Here is an 18,813-nt window from a genome sequence, read left to right on the forward strand (position 1 = left end):
GAAGACTAATACAATCAAAAAATGAAAAAAACAGTTACCATCTCAATTTTAGTATTGATCGCCGTTGTTTTTGTAGGCGCGTTATACTATTTGTTTCAAAAAAATCAGGAGGATCCTACGGTTTATGAAACCGAGCAGGCTTCAATAGAAACCATCGTTAAGAAAACGGTGGCGACGGGAAACATTGTCCCAAAGGAAGAAGTGCTTATAAAACCGAATATTTCAGGAATTATAGATGAAATATATATCGAAGCCGGCGAAAAAGTTAAGGCTGGAGATCTTATTGCCAAAATACGCGTAATCCCAAATGTTAATTCATTACAAAGCGCCAAAGATGGCGTGGCTACCGCGAAGATAAATTTAGAAAATGAAGAAAAAACTTTTGAAAGACAAAAAGCTTTATTTGAAAAAGGAGTGATCTCTCAAAACGATTTTGATAACGCAGATGCTAACTATAAAAGAATGCAACAGAATTACCGTTCTGCAAAACAAAACTTTGAAATTGTTCAAACAGGAACCACCAGCGGAATTGGAAGTGCAGCTAACACGCTTATTAGATCTACAGTAGATGGGATGGTTTTAGACGTACCGGTGCGGGTAGGAAATCAGGTAATAGAAAGCAACAATTTTAATGACGGTACAACTTTGGCCACACTTGCCGATGTTAACGAAATGATTTTTGAAGGAAAAGTTGACGAAAGTGAAGTTGGGAAAATAAAAGAAGATTTGCCCCTGGAAATAACTGTTGGTGCAATAGAGAATAAAACCTTTAACGCGGTTTTAGATTACATCGCGCCTAAAGGAATAGATGAAAATGGAGCGATTCAGTTTGAGATAAAAGGTACATTAGATAAGGCCGATACTACCTTTATTCGTGCCGGGTTAAGTGCAAATGCGTCTATTATTCTAGATAGGGCCGATGAGGTTTTAGCAATTAAGGAAGCGCTGGTACAATTTGATCCAAAAAGTCAGGAGCCCTTTGTGGAAGTAGAAATCGGAGATCAACAATTTGAAAGAAGGGATCTGGAATTAGGAATTAGTGATGGTATTCAGGTAGAAGTGAAAAATGGTATTTCTAAAGACGATAAAATTAAGGTTTGGAACAAAGTAAAACCAAGTCCGGAATTTGCCGGAAGTTAGATTTTTGCTTCAAAATGTAACAAGTTTAGAATTTCAAAGACTCATCAACTACAATTCCGATTATGAAAAAATACAGCTTACTAACCATATTTTTATTTTCTGTTTTATTTGCAAAAGCCCAGGAAAACAACAAATGGACACTTCAGGAATGTATTAATTATGCCCTGGAGAATAATATTTCAGTAAAACAAAGCGAGCTCGATGTAGAGTTGGCAGAATTGGGAAGAAGGGATGCGATTGGTAATTTTCTTCCAAATGTAAACGCTTCCGCAACTAACGCATGGAATACCGGTCTTACCCAAAATATAACTACCGGTATTTTACAAACGCAAACTACAAGAAACTTTTCCGCAGGGGTTACCGCAAGTCTCAACCTTTTTGACGGCCTTAGGAATTTTAAGCAATTGCAACGCGCTAAAATATCACAACTTGCCACCCAGTATGCGCTAGATAAGATGAAAGACGATATAACGCTTTTTGTTGCAGATTCTTACTTGCAGGTGCTTTTTAATAAGCAAAACCTTGAAATTCTTAAAATGCAAAATGAAGTTACCCAGGAACAATTGGAAAGAACCAGGGAGCTAGTGGAGGCCGGTTCTTTGCCGCAAGGTGATCTTCTGGAAATACAGGCTACGAATGCCGATGAAAAACAGCGAATAATCGTTGCTCAAAACAATATTAGAATCTCCCTTATTAGTTTAGCGCAAACCTTACTTATAAAAGATTACGAGAATTTTGATATCGTAGAGAGAAACTATGATATTTTTGGGACTGAAATTCTAGATAATCCGGTAGAAGATATTGTAGCGCAGGCTAGAGAAGAACGCTCTGAAATTAGAATCGCTGAAGCGAACAGGGAATTAGCGCAAAAAGATGTTGAAATTGCCAAAGGAGCTTATTACCCAAGCGTAGGAGCATTTTTTAACTACAATACCAGGGAATCGGGCCAGGGAAGAATAGTTGGTGCAGAGATAGACCCAAATGATCCTACCCGCGAAATTGGTGTGGTAGAACAAACTGGTGATATTGTGGTTGCTCCTAATGTACTTACTACCATTGGCAGCCCACTACCATTTTTTGAACAGTTACAACGCAACGATGGTATTACTTATGGTTTACAGGTTAGTGTACCAATTTTTAATGGATTGGCAACCAGAATCCAGGTAAGAAGAAGCCAGGTGAACGCCAAACGTGCCGAGTACGAATTAGAACAGGCAGAGCTGGATCTTGAGGCAAATGTTTATCAGGCTTATGTAGATGCCGAAGGAGCTTTTGAAGCTTACGAGGCGGCCCTTGTTGCCGCAAATGCACAGGAACAGGCTTTTGATTATTCTACACAGCGTTTTGATGTGGGAATTTCTAATGCTTTTGATTTTAGCCAGGCGAAACTAAGATATGAAAACGCACAAAGTGAAGTGCTAAGAACCAAATACGATTACATTTTTAAATTAAAAGTACTTGAATTATATTTTGGAGTACCAGTGACAGATCTTAAATTTTAAACTATGAAGAAAAAGACGCTATTTATAATTATAGGAATTGCTCTCGCGCTTATTGTCTTGCTTATAGTAGGTAAAAAAGCCGGCTGGTTTGGTAAATCTGGTAATTTTAAGGAAGTAGAAATAACCAAAATTGAACCTATAGATATTATAGAAACTGTTTCGGCAACCGGAAAAATCCAGCCGGAAATTGAAGTAAAATTATCTTCAGAAGTTTCCGGGGAAATAATTGAACTTCCCATTGTTGAAGGTCAAGCTGTAGAAAAAGGAGATTTATTGGTTAGGGTTAATCCTGATATTTATCAATCTAGCGTAAATAGAGCTCAGGCCGGATTAGAAACTTCAAGAGCGAATTATGCACAGGCCCAGGCAAGTTTAAAACAAGCAGAAGCTAATTATAACCGAAACAAAAGTCTTTTTGAAAAAGGAGTGATTTCTAAAGCAGAATGGGACAGGATTGTTTCAGAATATGAAGTAGCACAGGCTAATAAAGAATCGGCTTATTACAATATGCAAAGCACTTCGGCTACGGTAAAAGAAGCTAAAGACAACCTGGGGCGTACTAATATTTATGCACCTATGAGCGGCACAATTTCAAAACTGGATGCCGAACTTGGAGAAAGGGTAGTAGGAACCCAGCAAATGGCCGGTACCGAAATTCTTAGGGTTGCCAATCTTACCAATATGGAAGTAGAAGTAGATGTGAATGAGAATGATATCGTAAAGGTGCAGGTTGGAGATTCTACCACCGTGGAGGTCGATGCCTATTTAGGGAAAGAATTTAATGGAATCGTTACGGAAATATCAAACTCGGCCGATGCTACCCTTACTACAGATCAGGTGACCAACTTTAAGGTGAAAGTTCGTATTTTAGAAAAATCTTACAAAGATCTTTTAGAAGGAAAAGCAGATAATTATTCTCCCTTTAGACCAGGAATGACCGCTACAGTAGATATAATTACTAATAGAAAAGACAATATAATAGGAATTCCTATAAGTGCGATTGTGATTAAAAATGATACCACTGCAGAGAAAAGTGCTGATCAAAAATATGAAGCTGTATTTCTAAAAGAAGGAGAGAAAGCAGAACTTAGAAAAGTTTCTACTGGCATCCAGGACGACAGCAATATTGAAATTACTGAAGGTTTAGCCGAAGGGGAAACCGTGATCACAGGACCTTATAATACCGTAACAAAAAGCCTGAAAGAAGGCGATGATGTTGAGGTAATTAATAAATAAGAAAAATCACAGAATTTGGCATTAATACTTTGCTTAGAAACCGCTACCACAAATTGCTCTGTTGCACTTTCAGAAGATGGTATTTTGTTGGCGCTTAAGGAGGATAACAACAATAATTATTCGCACGCCGAGAAGTTACACGTTTTTATAGATGAAATTCTAAAAGAAAATAACTTAAGTGTAGCAGATCTTGATGCTATTGCGGTAAGCAAAGGTCCGGGGTCTTACACCGGGTTAAGAATTGGGGTTTCTACTGCCAAAGGATTGTGTTTTTCGCTGGATATTCCGCTAATTTCTATCGCTACATTAGCTTCTTTAGCGGCGCAGGTGGAGATGGAAAAGGGCTTTGTGATCCCTATGTTAGATGCGCGTAGAATGGAAGTTTATTCGGCTGTTTTTGATAAAGAATTGCATGAAATAAGGGAAACTAAAGCTGAGGTTTTAGATGAAAATTCTTTCGTTGATTATCTTGAAAAGAATAAAACAGCATTTATAGGCAATGGCGTAGAGAAGTTTAAAGCTATTTGTACGCATTCCAACGCTAAATTTATTACAGGTAAATTGCCATCAGCCAGAGAAATGTGCAGTTTGGTAGAGGCTAAATACAAAATAAGCGACACCGAAGATGTCGCTTATTTTGAACCTTATTACTTAAAAGATTTTATTGCCGGTTAATCGGCGGTGTTCGCATTGTTTTTATTTTTCGATCTTTTTTCTATCGTACCATTCATCTTGGTTTGATCATAAAGATAAACATCACGCTGAGGATAAGGAATAGTCATTCCTGCTTCTTCCAGTCGTATTTTTCCCTCTTCGATCATAAACCAGTGTAAATCCCAGAATTTACTGTTTTCAGCAAAGTATCTAACTGAAAAATTTACAGAATCGGCCCCAAGCTCAGCGACAATTATTTGTGGCGCAGGGTCTTTAAGAACATCTTCCTGCTCTTCCACAAGATCCCTAAGTACTTGCTTTGCCTTTTTTAAATCATCATCATAAGAAATCCCAAAGCTTAAAGTTTCCCTTCTTGTACCATTGTAACTATAATTTATAATATTATCGTTACTCAAATCACCGTTAGGTATTATCGCTCGTTGATTCCCAAAAGTGTCTATTTTAGTATAAAACAAGTTGATTTCTACCACAGAACCAGAAATCCCCTGGACTTCTATCCAGTCGCCAACTTTAAAGGGTTTAAGAATAATTAGCAACACGCCACCTGCCAGGTTGGAAAGTGATCCCTGCATGGCAAGACCAATCGCTAAACCGGCAGCACCAATTGCGGCTACCAAAGTAGCACTTTGTACCCCAAGCTGTGTAATAACAAGCACAAAAAGTATGATGCGAAGTCCCCATCTAATCGCATTTAAGGTGAAAATTTCTAATGTTTTATCGTAATCTTTCTTTTTGAATAATTTATTTACATACTTAACAATTAAACCAATTACCCAAAGCCCAATAAAAAGAAGCGCAAGTGCTCCCAATAAAGTAGGTAAATAATCAATGAGTTTTTCTCCATATTCTCTTGCGATGGCGCCCCAATCGTTTAATTTATCCATAGTATCAATTATTTTTAGAAAACAAATTGACTATTTTTTTTTAATTTATCGGAAAGTTTCCTGTTAATTTTTTTTAAAACTGTTTTATTTTTTCAACAGAATCTTCTACAGAATTTAGGGGTAGATCACATTTTCCGTCACTGCAGATATAAATTAAATCCTTACCTTCTTTAAACCTATTCTTTAAGAGTGAAATTTCTGAAACATTGGTACTACCAGCAAAAACAGTGTGTGGAAAGAATTGCTGTTGTAGTTCTTTCCTTATCGAAATAATTTTTTTTCCGGTAATGGCAACTTCATAAAAGGTTTCAGTATAATTGAGCATCAAATCAAGCCAGTTGGCGTAAGACTGCGGATAGGTCTTTATTTGTGGCGTAAGCGTTTTTAGCATTTTGGCTGCTAGATCGTAATATTTTTGGTTACCGGTTATTTTGGAAATCTTAAATAGATTTTTAGCCATTACCGAGTTTGAAGCCGGCATCACATTGTCGTTTAGTTCATAATTTCTGGTGATTAGCGCTTTATCTTTTGAGGAAGTGAAATAAAATAATCCGGTTTTTTTATCCTGAAAATCTTCAAGGCAAACCAAAATTAATTTCTCTGCAATTTCCAGCCATTTTTCTTCAAAAGTAGCTTCGTATAAATTCATAAAAGCTTCGGTGCAAAATACATAATCTTCCAGGTAGGCATTTATGGAGCTTTTTCCGTTTTTATAATTGTGCCAAAGCCGAAAATCTTTCTTGAATTGATGTTTTTGAAGAAATGCTGCATTTTTAAAAGCCTTTTCTAAGAATTCTGGCGCACCAAAAGCTTTATAAGCATCTACATAGCCATTTAGCATTAGTGCATTCCAGGAGGTTAAACTTTTATCATCCAGCCCCGGTTTTGTCCTGTTTTCACGCTCATTTTTTAATTTTTTTATCCAATGCTTTTTCTTTGATTGTAAATCTGAAAGGCTAAGATTAAATTCCTCTGCAATCGTGTCATCACTTTTAGACCGAATAAGCACATAATTATTCTCCTCCCATTTTCCGAAGGAATTGATGTTGTAATATGCTTCAAAAATTGAAAAATCTTCATGTAATAAATCTTGTAAATTGTCTTTTTTCCAAACATAATACGCGCCTTCGGTTTTATTTCCAGTTTCATCTTCACTATCGGCATCCAAAGCCGAGTAAAACGCACCCGAAGCATCGCTGAGTTCTTCATTTACAAAATCAAGGGTTTTAAAAACCACTTCTTTGTACCAGCTGTCTTTTGTGAATGCAAAGGCTTTGCTGTAAAGACTTACCAGTTGGGCATTGTCATAAAGCATTTTTTCAAAGTGAGGCACGTGCCAACGTTCATCTACCGAATAACGGGAAAATCCGCCGCCTATATGATCAAAAACGCCGCCGTAGGAGATTTTATTAAGACTGCGCAGGGAATGCTCTAGCAGTTCCTTATCTCTTTTTTGAACGGCATACCTTAATAAAAATCCCTGGTTCACCGGAAGCATAAATTTAGGCGCACCCTGCGAACCCCCGTTTTTCCTGTCTAATCCTTTTTTCCATTTTTCAAGGATTTCATGTAAAAAATCAGTGGTGAAGGGAGTTTCGTCTTCAGGAGTGTCAATGAGCTGCAATTGCTGAAGTCCTTCTTCAAGCCTTGAGGCGTATTCTTTCATATCGCCTGGCTTGGTTTGATAAAGCCCCGAAAGTTTTTTTAAAGCGTCCTTCCATTGTTCTTTTCTAAAATAGGTGCCTCCCCAAACCGGCCGGCCATCGGGTAGGGCAACAATATTCATAGGCCAACCGCCGGCGCCGGTCATTACCTGCACCGCGTTCATATAAACCTGGTCTATATCTGGACGTTCTTCCCTATCTACCTTAATATTTATAAAGTGCTCGTTCATAATTTCGGCTACGTTTTCATCTTCAAAACTTTCGTGCTCCATCACGTGGCACCAGTGGCAGGCAGAATAGCCAACGCTAATAAGTAGAAGTTTATCTTCTTCGCGAGCTTTTTTTAAAGTTTGGGAATTCCAGGCCTTCCAGTTTACGGGATTATGTGCGTGTTGTAAAAGGTAAGGGCTAGTCTCATTAATAAGGCTATTGGTAAATTTTGCTGCTGACATCTTGGTGTTTTTAAACTAAAAAGAGATTGTATGAAAAGTTCTTAAGATCGTCCTCCTGTCCCGACGCTTCGGGACAGCTTGATGAAACTATACTTTTCAAACAACCTCTTGTAAATTATTAGCATTAAATGCTAACTAATTTCAAAAGAGATTTTTACATTAACCCTAAATTCGGTAATGTTTTCTCCATTCACAAGTGCGCTTTGTTCTTTAACATAAACTGATTTTATATTTTTTACAGTTTTCGCGGCGTGTTTCACTGCTTTTTTTGTAGCATCTTCCCAGCTTTCGGTAGAATTCGCCAAAATCTCAATTACTTTTACAATAGACATAATAGATTGGTTTTTATTGTGTTACAATTAAATTAAGTCTAAAAATACCAAAAATCCCTTCGGAAATAGGCTGTGATTTAAAAGTAGGGGATTTCACTAGTTAACAATCTGGGAGTTTCGTCAATTATTCAGTCGAGACAAGTCGGCTTAATTGATTTGATTTTTTTAAATTCAATAAGCGATAGAACAGGAAATTTATGCACTAGATAGCTGCGATTTAATTAAAGTTTTAATAACCTTTAAAAAGGCTTTATTAGGAAAAATTCTCTGAATTTTGCCGGTTAAAGGTTTCTATTTTTATATGCAGGATGTTTACCTAATTATTCTGGTACTCTTATTTATTCTGGCCATTACAGATTTGGTGGTTGGGGTGAGTAACGATGCCATTAATTTCCTGAATTCTGCTGTTGGTTCCAAAGCAGTTTCTCTGCGTTCTATCTTAATTATTGCGAGCCTTGGAGTTGCGGTAGGCGCCATATTTTCCAGCGGATTGATGGAAGTAGCCCGAAAAGGAATTTTTCTTCCGCAGGAATTTTACTTCGAAGAGATCATGATTATATTCCTGGCGGTAATGCTAACTGATGTTTTGTTGCTGGATTTCTTTAATTCCATGGGGTTGCCTACTTCTACTACTGTGTCTATTATGTTTGAATTACTGGGCGCAGCGGTAAGTATTTCCCTAATCAAGATTTTTAATACTACGAATGATATTTCGCATCTGGCCAATTTTATAAATGTTGAGAAGGCTTCTGAAGTTATTTTTGGCATCTTGCTGGCCATTGGCATTGCTTTTATAGCGGGCGCGGTGGTCCAGTATTTTTCGCGCCTGGTGCTTTCTTTTAAGTATGAAAAAAGGCTGAAGTATACCGGAGCTATTTTTGGCGGGGTTTCCCTTGCCGCAATCTTCTATTTTATACTTATTAACGGCCTGAAAAGTATGGCTTTTGTATCTAATCATTTTGTAGAAAATGTAAATGATAACCGCATACAAATCATTATTTTTAGCCTCCTTGGTTTTACCATTCTCTCTAAGGTTTTAATAAGTTTTTTTAAGGTTAATATTCTTAAAATTATTGTTATTGTAGGTACGTTTGCGCTGGCTCTCGCCTTTGCAGGAAACGATTTGGTGAACTTTATTGGGGTGCCTATTGCCGCCTGGCAATCTTACGAGATTTGGAGTGCTTCTGGAGTGGCGGCTTCTGAATTATTAATGAGCGATCTCGCCGGAAGTGTTCCCACACCCGAAATTATATTGATTTTTGCTGGAGGTGTTATGGTGCTTACCATTTGGTTTTCAGGAAAAGCTCAGGCTGTTGTTGATACCGGCGTAAAATTATCCAGGCAAAATGAAGGTTCAGAACGTTTTGGAGCTACCTATTTATCCCGAACCATAGTTAGATATTCAATTATTTTTGGTGCGGCGGTTTCAGATGTTATTCCTAAAAACTTTAGAAAAAAAATAAATAGCCAATTTGAAACTCCTAATACAAAAACTTCGGGAAGGGAAATTGCACCACCGGCATTCGATTTGGTGAGGGCTTCTGTGAATTTGGTAGTGGCCAGTATTTTAATTTCCATGGGAACTAATTTACAATTGCCTCTTTCTACTACCTACGTGACATTTATGGTGGCTATGGGTACGTCTTTGGCCGATAGGGCCTGGAACCAGGAAAGCGCTGTTTACAGGGTGGCCGGTGTTCTTAATGTTATTGGCGGCTGGTTCGTTACCGCTTTCGTAGCTTTTTTAGGCGCGGCAGTTTTTGCAGCGATAATCTATTTTGGAGGGCTAATCGCTATCGCTATCCTCGTTTGTATTACTGCCTTTTTTATTGTTAGAAACACGCTTTCACACGCTAAAAAAGCTAAGGCCGGTAAGCGCCAGAAAAGATACAAACGCACCGATATTATCACCATAAATGAAATTACTGTCGAGAGTTCGGTAAATATCTCGCAGGTGATTTCGGGGATTAGAAAGCGTTATACCAAAACCGTAGATAACCTGGGTTACCACGATCTTGGGAAACTAAAAAAGAACAATAAAAAGGTGGGTGAGCTTGAGAAAGAAATAGACGACCTAAAAGGAAATATCTATTACTTTATAAAGTCGCTAGATGAAGATTCAGTAGCAGCGAGTCGTTTTTATATTCATTTGCTGGATTATTTGCAGGAAATGGTAAATTCTACCCGATACATCACCAGGAACTCTTTTGAGCACGTTAATAACAATCATAAGAATCTGAAATTTAATCAAATTAGGGATCTGAAAAAGATTGATAAGAAACTGCAGGAATTATTTGAAGAGATAAAATACACTTTTGATGAGCACGACTTTGAGCGTCTAGACGATATTCTTGCTGAAAAGCAGCAATTGCTTGATATGGTTTCAGAAATGATAGAGAAACAAATTAAACGCATAAGGACTTCAGAAAGCAGTCCTAAAAACACCAAACTTTACTTTGGGCTTCTACTGGAATCTAAAGACCTTATTTCCTCTACGCTTAATCTAATTCAGTTATTCCGTGAATTTTATGTGGAAGCTAAAACCACGCTTTAGCAGTTTTAAGATTTATCCGTTTACTGCTTCAACGTAGTCTACTTTTCCCCGAAGCATATCCCTTAACATCGTTTCAATTCCGCTTTTAAGCGTCATTGTAGAAGAAGGGCAACCGCTGCAAGCTCCCTGGAGGATCACTTTTACGGTTTTGTTTTCAGAATTATAGGAATCAAAAACAATATTTCCCCCGTCGCTGGCAACAGCGGGTTTAATGTATTCATCCAGAATGGCGATTACCTGTTTTGAAGTGTCGTCCAGGTCTTTAATTTCCTGACTTACCTCGGGATTAGCAGGGTGGTTCGCTGATTCAGTTTGTTGGGGTACCGAAGCTTCTGCTTTTAGAACCTCCTTCCCGTCTTGCAGGTAATTGGTAATAAATTCCCTTAGTTCTATGGTAATTTCTTCCCATTGGGCCACATCATACTTGTGAATAGAAACATAATTTGAATCTATAAAAACGGCTTTTACAAAAGGGAAATGAAAGAGCTGTTGCGCGAGCGGCGCATCTTTAGCTTCATCTATATTTTTAAATTCGGCAGTTTTTAAAACCAGCTTTTTATTGGCGACAAACTTCATTACTCCCGGGTTTGGAGTGCTTTCAGCATAAACCGTAACCGGAACATTTTTTGGTATATCGGCGTCTTCCTTAATTACTATGCCGTCTTTGTTCAAAAACTCCTCTATTTGAGCGGCAACTTCTTCCTGCACCTCATCCCACTCCACGATATCATATTTTTCTATCGCGATGAAATTTTGGGCGATATAAATCGTTTTTACAAAGGGCAAATAAAATAACTGCTGGGCCAACGGAGATTTAGCCGCTTCATCTATATTATTAAATTCGTAATTTTCGTGCCGGGTAAGAAATTTGTTGGTTTCAAATTTTATGATTCCCGGTTTATTTGTGGCTTGTATATTTATGGTGAAATTGCTCATATCAATTTTTTTGCAAAAGTACTAAAGAAAACTTAGTTAATCTATATCTTTACTTTTCTTATGGGGATTAGAATTTTATTTATCAAGTGTTTTAAAGCTAGGCAAATTTCGCAGGCTGTAAAATGTATTTTTATAATATTTTTTGGTTTCTTATCGGGAGCTTCAGCAAAAGCTCAGGAAGTAATCCCTATTTATTCAGATTACCTAACCGATAACCTTTTTCTTATTCATCCCTCAATGGCCGGTGCGGCGAACAGGAACCAAATAAGACTTACCGCCAGGCAGCAATGGTTTGACGTAGATAATGCACCCAGCTTACAAACACTGGCAGTAAATGGTAGGCTAGGCGACAAACTTGGTGTTGGAGGTATTGTTTTTAACGACAAAAACGGGAATTTTTCTAAGATTGGTACCTATGGGACAGTTGCTTATCATTTACTTTTTTCCAGAAGTGAATTAGACCTGAATCAACTTTCTTTTGGAATAAGTGCGGGGATTGTTCAACACAGGTTAGATCAAAGTGGTTTTACAGAATTTGATCCTAATGTAAACGCAAGTAATGAATCAGACTTTTTTGGAAATATGGATATTGGGATGTCTTATTACTACCTGGATTTTTATGCCCATTTGGCGGCAAAAAACATTATCTCGATAAAACGGGAGCTATTCTATTCTGATGCTGTGCCCAGCAATCAACGAAAATATTTATTCTCTACAGGTTATGTTTTTGATAATAACAACGAATGGAGTTATGAGCCCTCTATTTTATATCAACTTAGGGAAGCAACCAACGAGATGAATATTGATTTAAATATGAAGGTTTATCGAAATGTAGATTTTGGTCAGGTATGGGGCGGACTTTCTTATCGGAACAGTTTTGAAGGTACCGAATATACTACTGAAGGCAACGAAGTTGAAAGTCAGCAGCTGCGCTATATTACTCCTTTTGTTGGTTTAGACTACAAGAATTTTATGTTTGGTTATACTTTTAGTTACCAGTTTAACTCTGTGGTTTTGAGTAATAACGGTTTTCATCAAATCACTATTGGATACGATTTTGGAAAGAGCAGAGGGCGTTGGGATTGTAAATGCCCGGCCATTAATTAGAAATCCAGGTAAGAAACTTGATAAGCATTTTGAACAGCTTCGGTTAAATTCTCCAGAACTTTTGGATTTGTATTGCTAAAAAACTCGGGGATAGGCGTTTGTAGTGGTGCTTCCTTCAGCAATAAATTATTCTCATTTAGAATAGATTTGGTTTGCCTGGCCACCGCTTCCCCAGAATCTATAATCACCACTTCTTTTGGTAATAATTCTTTCAAAATAGGAATAAGGTATGGATAGTGGCTGCAGCCCAGCACGAGGTAATCTATTTTATTTACTAAAAACGGTTCCAGGAGTTTAAGTAAGTGGCTTCTCATTTGCGGGGAATCTAATTCTCCTGCTTCAATAAGTTCTACCAGGCCCCTACCTTCAACTTCAACTACATTGATGTTTCTTGCATAAAAATCTGAAGTTTGGGAAAAAAGCGTGCTGGTTAAAGTTCCTCGTGTGGCAAGTATTCCTATGGTTTTTGATTTAGAATTTAAAGCAGCCGGTTTAATTGCGGGTTCAATCCCAATAAAAGGGATGGCATACTCGTTACGTAGATCTTTAATTGCATTTGTGGTAGCAGTATTACAGGCAACCACAATAATTTTGGCGCCCATATCCAGTAACTTTTCCGTGTTTTTTCGACTTAAATTTTTAATTTCTTCAACAGGTTTTTCACCGTAGGGAGCATTTTTACTATCGGCGAGATAGATTGTTTTTTCGTTTGGAAGGAGCTCGTGAATTTCTCTCCAAATAGAAGTTCCACCTACACCAGAATCAAAAATACCTATGGGTTGCAAATTACTCATTGATACAAAAATAAAAACTGCGCCTGGAAAGGGCGCAGTTTTTAATCTTTATTTATGTATTGGGTGAATATTACATTCCCAATTCAGCTTTTACATCAGTCATAAGATCTTTGCCATCGGCAAGAATTACTCCTGTTCCTGTAGTAGAGTCAAGTACATAATCAAATCCTTGTTCTCTGGCTACTTTTTGGATAGCTTCACGAGCTTTCTCAATTACCGGTCTAATTAGATCGTTTTCTTTCTTTTGAAGTTCCTGACGAGCTCTCTGGCTGTGCTCCTGGATTCTTCTTTCAGTTGCCTGAAGTTCACTTGCTCTTTTTGCATTTTCTTCTTCTGTTACTGTTTCAGCTTCAGATTGGTAACGTTGCATAGTGTTTTGAGCTTCAGTAAGCATGTCTTTAATCTCGGCATCATAAGTTTTCTCTAACTTTTCAAGTTGAGACATCGCATCTTTATAAGCAGGCATAGTTTCTACCAGCTCCTGGGTTGCAATGTGTGCAACTTTGCTTTGTGCGTTTGTAAATGCAGTAGCTCCTATGGTTAATGCAAGGGCTATAAAAAGTGTTCTGAATTGTTTCATTTTAATTGATATTAATTGTTTAAGTATTAAGGTTTAAAATTATTTAGTTTATGGTGTCTTTTCTTGCGCGGGCTGCTTCTATAGAATCTCTTTTTTGTTGTCTTTCCTTTAAAATTCTTTCCCGGCGTTCTTCAAAAGCTTTTTGTCTTGCATCTTTAATAGAGTCCTGTTTTCTTTTTCTTTCTTCTATTAAGGCTTCTCGTTCGCTTTTACGATCCTGGACGGCTTGTTCTCGCTGGCTTAATTCTTCATCTTCTTCAGCCGTGCGGGCTTCTGCCATTTCAAGTTCTCTTTCTTCCTGTTTTGTTTCAATTTGTTTCCGGTTAGAAGCTCTGTTAATACTTCTTAGAACCTGGTCACTTAGGTCAAAACGTTTTTTTGCAAATAACATACCCGATTCAGCATTCCTATCAAATATAAAATCGAAATCCCTTGTTTCACCTATTTCCTGCAAGGCGTTAAAAACCTGATCCTGGATTGGCTTTATTAATTGCCTCTTCTGAATCATATAATCACCTTTCGGGCCAAAACGTTTCTGTTCGTAATTTGTAGCCTGTTCTTGTTGATAAGCGATCTCTTCTTCCCGTTCTTCAATAAGTTCAGGAGTAAGTAGTGCGCGTTCATTTTGCAGGCTGGTTTTCATTTCACTAATTTCTTTGCGCTTTTGCTCAATTTCATTTTGCCATTCTTTAACTCTCTGGTCTAATTGAGTTGAAGCTTGCTGATATTCGGGCACATTTTCAAGGATATATTCCATATCCACAAAGCCTATGTTTATTGGCTTTTGAGCGCTTGCCCCGAATCCAATAAAAATAAAAAGTGTGAATAAAAATGTTTTTTTAAGCATACTTAAATCGAATATAGAAAATATCGTGCCAAATTAAAATTGCTGTCCGATAATGAAATGCGTTTCCCAACCGTTGGCCCCAGGTTGTCCACCAATTGGATCAAACCCATAACCAAAGTCAATACCAAGTAAACCAAAGGCTGGCATAAAGATTCTTAAACCTGCACCGGCCGATCTATTAACTTGGAAAGGATTAAAATCTCTAAAATTATCGTAGGATGCACCTGCTTCTAAGAAGGTAAGGGCATAAATAGATGCTGAAGGTTTTAAGGTAATAGGATATCTAAGTTCTAAAGAGTATTTGTTATAAATGGTAGCACCATCGTCATTAACTCCTGCAGGACGGTCTAGTGGAACTACAGATTGGTTTGGATAACCTCTTAACTGTACGGTCTCCCTGCCATCTAAACTAAATGCTCCAAGGCCATCACCGCCAAGAAAGAATCTTTCAAAAGGAGGAACGCCACGATCGCTGTTATAGGCTCCAAGGAACCCATATTCTGCATTGGTTCTTAATACAAGTTTATCGTAAATTTGAGTAAACCATTCTCCACTAAACTTAACTTTATAGAATTCTAACCAGTTAAATTTCTTCTGATCTATTAGACGCTGGTCACCAACTGCATTTTCAGGAGTTACTCTGTTGCCTTGCTGGTCTATAAGATTCCCGTTGTCATCTTCCAGTTGGTATTCTCTTTGTTCAGCTAGGTTAGCATAATCTACACCATTCCATAAAGAATAAGGAGGGGTGAACTTTGCAGTAAGTTTAAATTTAGAACCTCCCATTGGGAAAATTGGGTTTACATAAGTGTTATCTCTTGTAAGACCAAAAGTATAGGTGAAGTTATTGGAGTGACCATCACCAAAAGTAAATAGGCCGGTGTTGTAATTATTTAGGTTATAACGTTGAAAACCTACAGAATGAGATACCGTCATATAAGGATCTGGTACCGTTAAACGTTTTGCTAAACCTACGTTTATTCCAAGGATATCAAAACTTCTACTTCTATCAGCCTGCCTGTTTATATAATCGAATAAAAACTGCCTTGTGTAAGAGAAAGAGGTTTGTAAACTTACCGGTTTTTTACCTCCTAACCATGGTTCTTGAAAAGACAGGCTATAAGTTTGATAAAAGGTACTTGCTTGTGCTCTTAGAGAAAGGGTTTGACCGTCTCCCATTGGTACTGGCTTATAGGCTTCTTTATCAAAAATTCCCGATAAAGAGAAGTTGTTAAAAGAAAGTCCTAAAGTACCAATAAAGCCACCGCCACCGTAACCACCTTGTAGTTCTATTTGGCTGGCACCTGCTTCTACTACAGAATATTCGAGATCTAAAGTACCTGCTTGTGGATCTGGATCTACAAATTTTGGTTCAAGCTGCTCTGCATCAAAGAAACCAAGTTGCCCAAGTTCTCTTACAGTATTTACAACATCTTCCTGGCTATATTTTTGCCCCGGTTTTGTTCTTAATTCACGATAAATAACGTGATCTTTTGTTTTGTCATTTCCGGTTACACTAATATTATTGAAATAAGCTTCTTTTCCTTCTACAATTCGTATTTCAAAATCTATCGTGTCATTATAAACGTTAGTTTCTACAAGGTTAATGGTAGAAAATAAGTAACCGTTGTTTTTATATAAATTAGAAAGATCTTCCCCGTCTGGTTTGGTTTCATCGGCAATTCGCTCATCTAAGAGTACCCCGTTATACACATCGCCTTTGTTTATTCCTAAAGCACGTTGTAATTGGGCATCGGTATAAACCGAATTTCCAAGATAATCTATGTTTCCTATATAATATTGATCTCCTTCTTCCACTTTAAGGTTTAAGGCTATGGTTTTGTCATCAACTTCAACAAGAGAATCTGTGACAATCCTGGCATCTCTATAACCGCTTTCCTTATATTTATCTATAAGGTTTTCTTTGTCTTCCTGGTAATCTGCCCTAACAAATTTTGATCTTTTCCAAAAGCGGAAAAAATTCTTTTGTTTGGTGTTTTTCATTGCCCTTTTAAGCTTCCAGTTTGAAAATTTTTCGTTGCCAGAAAAGTTTATATCAGCAATTTTTACACGATCACCCTGGTCTATATCAACAAGCATATTTACCAGGTTAGTATTTGCCGTAGTATCGGTAACTTCGCTGGTACTTATTTTCGCGCTGGCATTAAAATATCCTTCTTTTCGATATTTATTTTCAATGTAATTTCTGGTAGTTGTGATAAGGTTTTCGGAGACTTTAGCGCCTGTCCTAAGTTTGTTTTCCTTAATTATTTCTTCCTTTTCCCGTTTTTTAAGTCCGGTAACCTGAACTTTATTAAGTTTTGGAACTTCCTGGATCTCAATTTCAAGATCGGCTATATTACCATCTCTTACCTGGGTTATATAAAAATTAATATCGCTAAATTGATCAATATCCCATAGTTTATTGATCACACTGCTAATTTTATCTCCGGGAATATAGATTTCTTCCCCTTTTTTGAGGCCGGTATAAGCAATTACGGTTTGCTCGTTAAAACTAACGGTCCCTGTAACTTTTATATCTCCAATTATATATTTTTTGCCATCTGCTAATGGTAAGCCCTGAGCTTGTGAAGAAATGCTAAAAATTAAACTGCATGCTACTGCCAGAAGGGTAAATACTTTCTTCGTCATGAATGCGCTAACTGAGTTGCTCACTGGTTTTTCCAAATCGTCGTTCTCTATTTTGATAATTGTAAATGGCTTCAAAAAGATTTTCTTTTCTAAAATCTGGCCATAAGATTTTTGTAAAATATAATTCTGCATAAGCAATTTGCCATAATAGGAAGTTGCTTATACGTTGTTCTCCGCTGGTTCTGATTAGTAAATCCACCTCCGGAAAATTTCGGGTGTAAAGATGCTGATTTATAACCGATTCATCAATAGCATCGGCGCTTATTTCATTATTTTTAACTTTCAGGCTAATTTCGCGTATTGCAGAGCTTAACTCTTCCCGCGATCCGTAACTTAGTGCAAGGTTAAGCACCATACGGTCGTTGGTTTTAGTTTTCTCTATAACTTCGTGAAGTTCTCTAAAAACTTTTTTTGGAAGTGTATTTAGATTTCCTATAGCGTTTAATCTAATATTATTATCCTGCAGTGTTTTAATTTCCTTTTTTAACGAGGAAACCAATAAACGCATTAAAGTATCTACTTCTAATTTTGGACGCTTCCAGTTTTCTGTAGAAAAAGCATAGAGGGTGAGGTATTCTATACCAATTTCGGCTGAAGCTTCTACAACATCTCTTACCGCTGCGGTACCTTCTTCGTGCCCTGCGGCTCTAAGAAAGCCTTTTTGCCTGGCCCAACGCCCATTACCATCCATAATTATGGCAATGTGTTTGGGTAGTTTCTTAAGATCTATGTTTTCTTTATAATCCATATTAAAATCTACTGTAGCAAGGTTCTCTACCCCAGGAAAAGGTAAAATTCACCGCTGTAAAAACATACCAGTCGTTGGTGTTTCGGTTCCCAAATTCTTTATTAGGCATTCTATCCCCAAAAACTTCTTCGGGCCAGCTTCCGTCTAAATTATCGGTAAATGTATACCGTACTCCTAATTCTAAAGCACCTACAATATGCGTGGTAATGCTTTCTTTGTAACCAAAGACCACCGGAATTGCAAAATCCCAGTTTGCGCCCTGGTTTTCCAGTTGGCCATTAGGGAAAGGAGCATCTAAAACTAAATGATCTGCCCTAAAGTAAGTTATACCTGTATATAGATATGGTGTACTTTGGGGATGACCTTCGTGAAGATCAAAACTCCAAAAATTATACTCTATCCCTAAAGAAGCTTCTGCAATAGTATTGTTAAATGAGTAGCCTCTATTTAATCTTCGGGGGTCATTAGAATTTGCATCATCGGCGCTTATTTCAGCATATAAAAGGGAAAATCTAAAGGCATGCCGTGGGCTGCGATTCCATTTAAGCAGTGCGCCACCAACCAACCCGCTGGGTAGTACAAAATTGGTTCTCCCTACATCTCCTATATAATTAGCGCCACCAATATATGGTCCTACTTCAAATGTTTGGGAATTTGTTTTTGGAGCAAAAACAAGCATGAATACAAAAACTAATAGGTACCTCATAGGC

General features: G+C 37.5%; 16 protein-coding genes. 6 read left to right on the forward strand and 10 right to left on the reverse strand.

Going from position 1 to position 18,813, the window contains the following annotated elements; translation table 11 throughout:
- The first annotated feature begins 21 nt into the window (after nt 1–21).
- The 4 genes from B5488_RS13485 to tsaB all read left to right on the forward strand — a co-directional run bounded on the left by B5488_RS13485 (nt 22) and on the right by tsaB (nt 4,553).
- Nucleotides 22–1,140 (forward strand): efflux RND transporter periplasmic adaptor subunit, encoded by a 1,119-nt coding sequence (locus B5488_RS13485; RefSeq protein ID WP_079735741.1) that lies wholly within the window; start codon nt 22–24, stop codon nt 1,138–1,140.
- A gap of 62 nt (nt 1,141–1,202) precedes the next feature.
- A complete protein-coding gene (locus B5488_RS13490) occupies nt 1,203–2,642 on the forward strand; it encodes a TolC family protein (RefSeq protein WP_079735742.1) in 1,440 nt (479 codons plus the stop codon).
- A 3-nt stretch (nt 2,643–2,645) separates the two neighbouring features.
- Nucleotides 2,646–3,878, forward strand: coding sequence for an efflux RND transporter periplasmic adaptor subunit (locus B5488_RS13495; RefSeq protein ID WP_079735743.1), 1,233 nt, complete (start codon nt 2,646–2,648; stop codon nt 3,876–3,878).
- A gap of 15 nt (nt 3,879–3,893) precedes the next feature.
- Complete coding sequence (gene tsaB / locus B5488_RS13500; protein WP_079735744.1) at nt 3,894–4,553, forward strand: tRNA (adenosine(37)-N6)-threonylcarbamoyltransferase complex dimerization subunit type 1 TsaB; 660 nt, start codon at nt 3,894–3,896, stop codon at nt 4,551–4,553.
- Here tsaB and B5488_RS13505 read toward each other — a convergent pair.
- The 3 genes from B5488_RS13505 to B5488_RS13515 all read right to left on the reverse strand — a co-directional run bounded on the left by B5488_RS13505 (nt 4,550) and on the right by B5488_RS13515 (nt 7,885).
- Nucleotides 4,550–5,437: a mechanosensitive ion channel family protein gene (locus B5488_RS13505; protein ID WP_079735745.1), complete on the reverse strand. Its 888-nt coding sequence runs from the start codon at nt 5,435–5,437 to the stop codon at nt 4,550–4,552. The genes tsaB and B5488_RS13505 overlap by 4 nt on opposite strands.
- 73 nt (nt 5,438–5,510) lie before the next feature.
- Complete coding sequence (locus B5488_RS13510) at nt 5,511–7,553, reverse strand: thioredoxin domain-containing protein (RefSeq protein ID WP_079735746.1); 2,043 nt, start codon at nt 7,551–7,553, stop codon at nt 5,511–5,513.
- A gap of 131 nt (nt 7,554–7,684) precedes the next feature.
- A complete protein-coding gene (locus tag B5488_RS13515; RefSeq protein WP_079735747.1) occupies nt 7,685–7,885 on the reverse strand; it encodes a dodecin family protein in 201 nt (66 codons plus the stop codon).
- Between the two features lie 301 nt (nt 7,886–8,186).
- Between B5488_RS13515 and B5488_RS13520 the strand changes: the two genes are divergently transcribed.
- Nucleotides 8,187–10,439: an inorganic phosphate transporter gene (locus B5488_RS13520; protein WP_079736622.1), complete on the forward strand. Its 2,253-nt coding sequence runs from the start codon at nt 8,187–8,189 to the stop codon at nt 10,437–10,439.
- Between the two features lie 12 nt (nt 10,440–10,451).
- Here the strand turns inward: B5488_RS13520 and B5488_RS13525 are convergent, their stop codons facing one another.
- The gene (locus B5488_RS13525; protein ID WP_079735748.1) at nt 10,452–11,375 is read right to left on the reverse strand and encodes a NifU family protein; all 924 of its coding nucleotides are present in this window, start codon (nt 11,373–11,375) and stop codon (nt 10,452–10,454) included.
- Nucleotides 11,376–11,435: 60 nt separating this feature from the next.
- Between B5488_RS13525 and B5488_RS13530 the strand changes: the two genes are divergently transcribed.
- The gene (locus B5488_RS13530) at nt 11,436–12,482 is read left to right on the forward strand and encodes a PorP/SprF family type IX secretion system membrane protein (RefSeq protein ID WP_079735749.1); all 1,047 of its coding nucleotides are present in this window, start codon (nt 11,436–11,438) and stop codon (nt 12,480–12,482) included.
- Here the strand turns inward: B5488_RS13530 and murI are convergent.
- From murI to porG, 6 genes are all read right to left on the reverse strand, one after another.
- Complete coding sequence (gene murI / locus B5488_RS13535; RefSeq protein ID WP_079735750.1) at nt 12,479–13,276, reverse strand: glutamate racemase; 798 nt, start codon at nt 13,274–13,276, stop codon at nt 12,479–12,481. The two genes, B5488_RS13530 and murI, sit on opposite strands and share 4 nt — an antisense overlap.
- Nucleotides 13,277–13,346: 70 nt before the next feature.
- Nucleotides 13,347–13,856, reverse strand: coding sequence for an OmpH family outer membrane protein (locus B5488_RS13540; RefSeq protein ID WP_075325679.1), 510 nt, complete (start codon nt 13,854–13,856; stop codon nt 13,347–13,349).
- 43 nt (nt 13,857–13,899) lie between these two features.
- Nucleotides 13,900–14,703, reverse strand: coding sequence for an OmpH family outer membrane protein (locus B5488_RS13545; RefSeq protein WP_079735751.1), 804 nt, complete (start codon nt 14,701–14,703; stop codon nt 13,900–13,902).
- A gap of 33 nt (nt 14,704–14,736) precedes the next feature.
- Nucleotides 14,737–17,355 carry an outer membrane protein assembly factor BamA gene (gene bamA, locus B5488_RS13550; RefSeq protein ID WP_172840002.1) on the reverse strand — a complete coding sequence of 873 codons (2,619 nt, stop codon included), beginning with the start codon at nt 17,353–17,355 and terminating at the stop codon, nt 14,737–14,739.
- Nucleotides 17,356–17,362: 7 nt separating this feature from the next.
- Nucleotides 17,363–18,103 carry an isoprenyl transferase gene (locus B5488_RS13555; protein WP_079735752.1) on the reverse strand — a complete coding sequence of 247 codons (741 nt, stop codon included), beginning with the start codon at nt 18,101–18,103 and terminating at the stop codon, nt 17,363–17,365.
- A 1-nt stretch (nt 18,104) separates the two neighbouring features.
- A complete protein-coding gene (porG, locus tag B5488_RS13560; protein ID WP_079735753.1) occupies nt 18,105–18,809 on the reverse strand; it encodes a type IX secretion system protein PorG in 705 nt (234 codons plus the stop codon).
- Nucleotides 18,810–18,813 lie beyond the last annotated feature (4 nt).

The organism is Salegentibacter salegens (genome assembly GCF_900142975.1).
GTDB classification, from domain to species: Bacteria; Bacteroidota; Bacteroidia; order Flavobacteriales; family Flavobacteriaceae; genus Salegentibacter; species Salegentibacter salegens.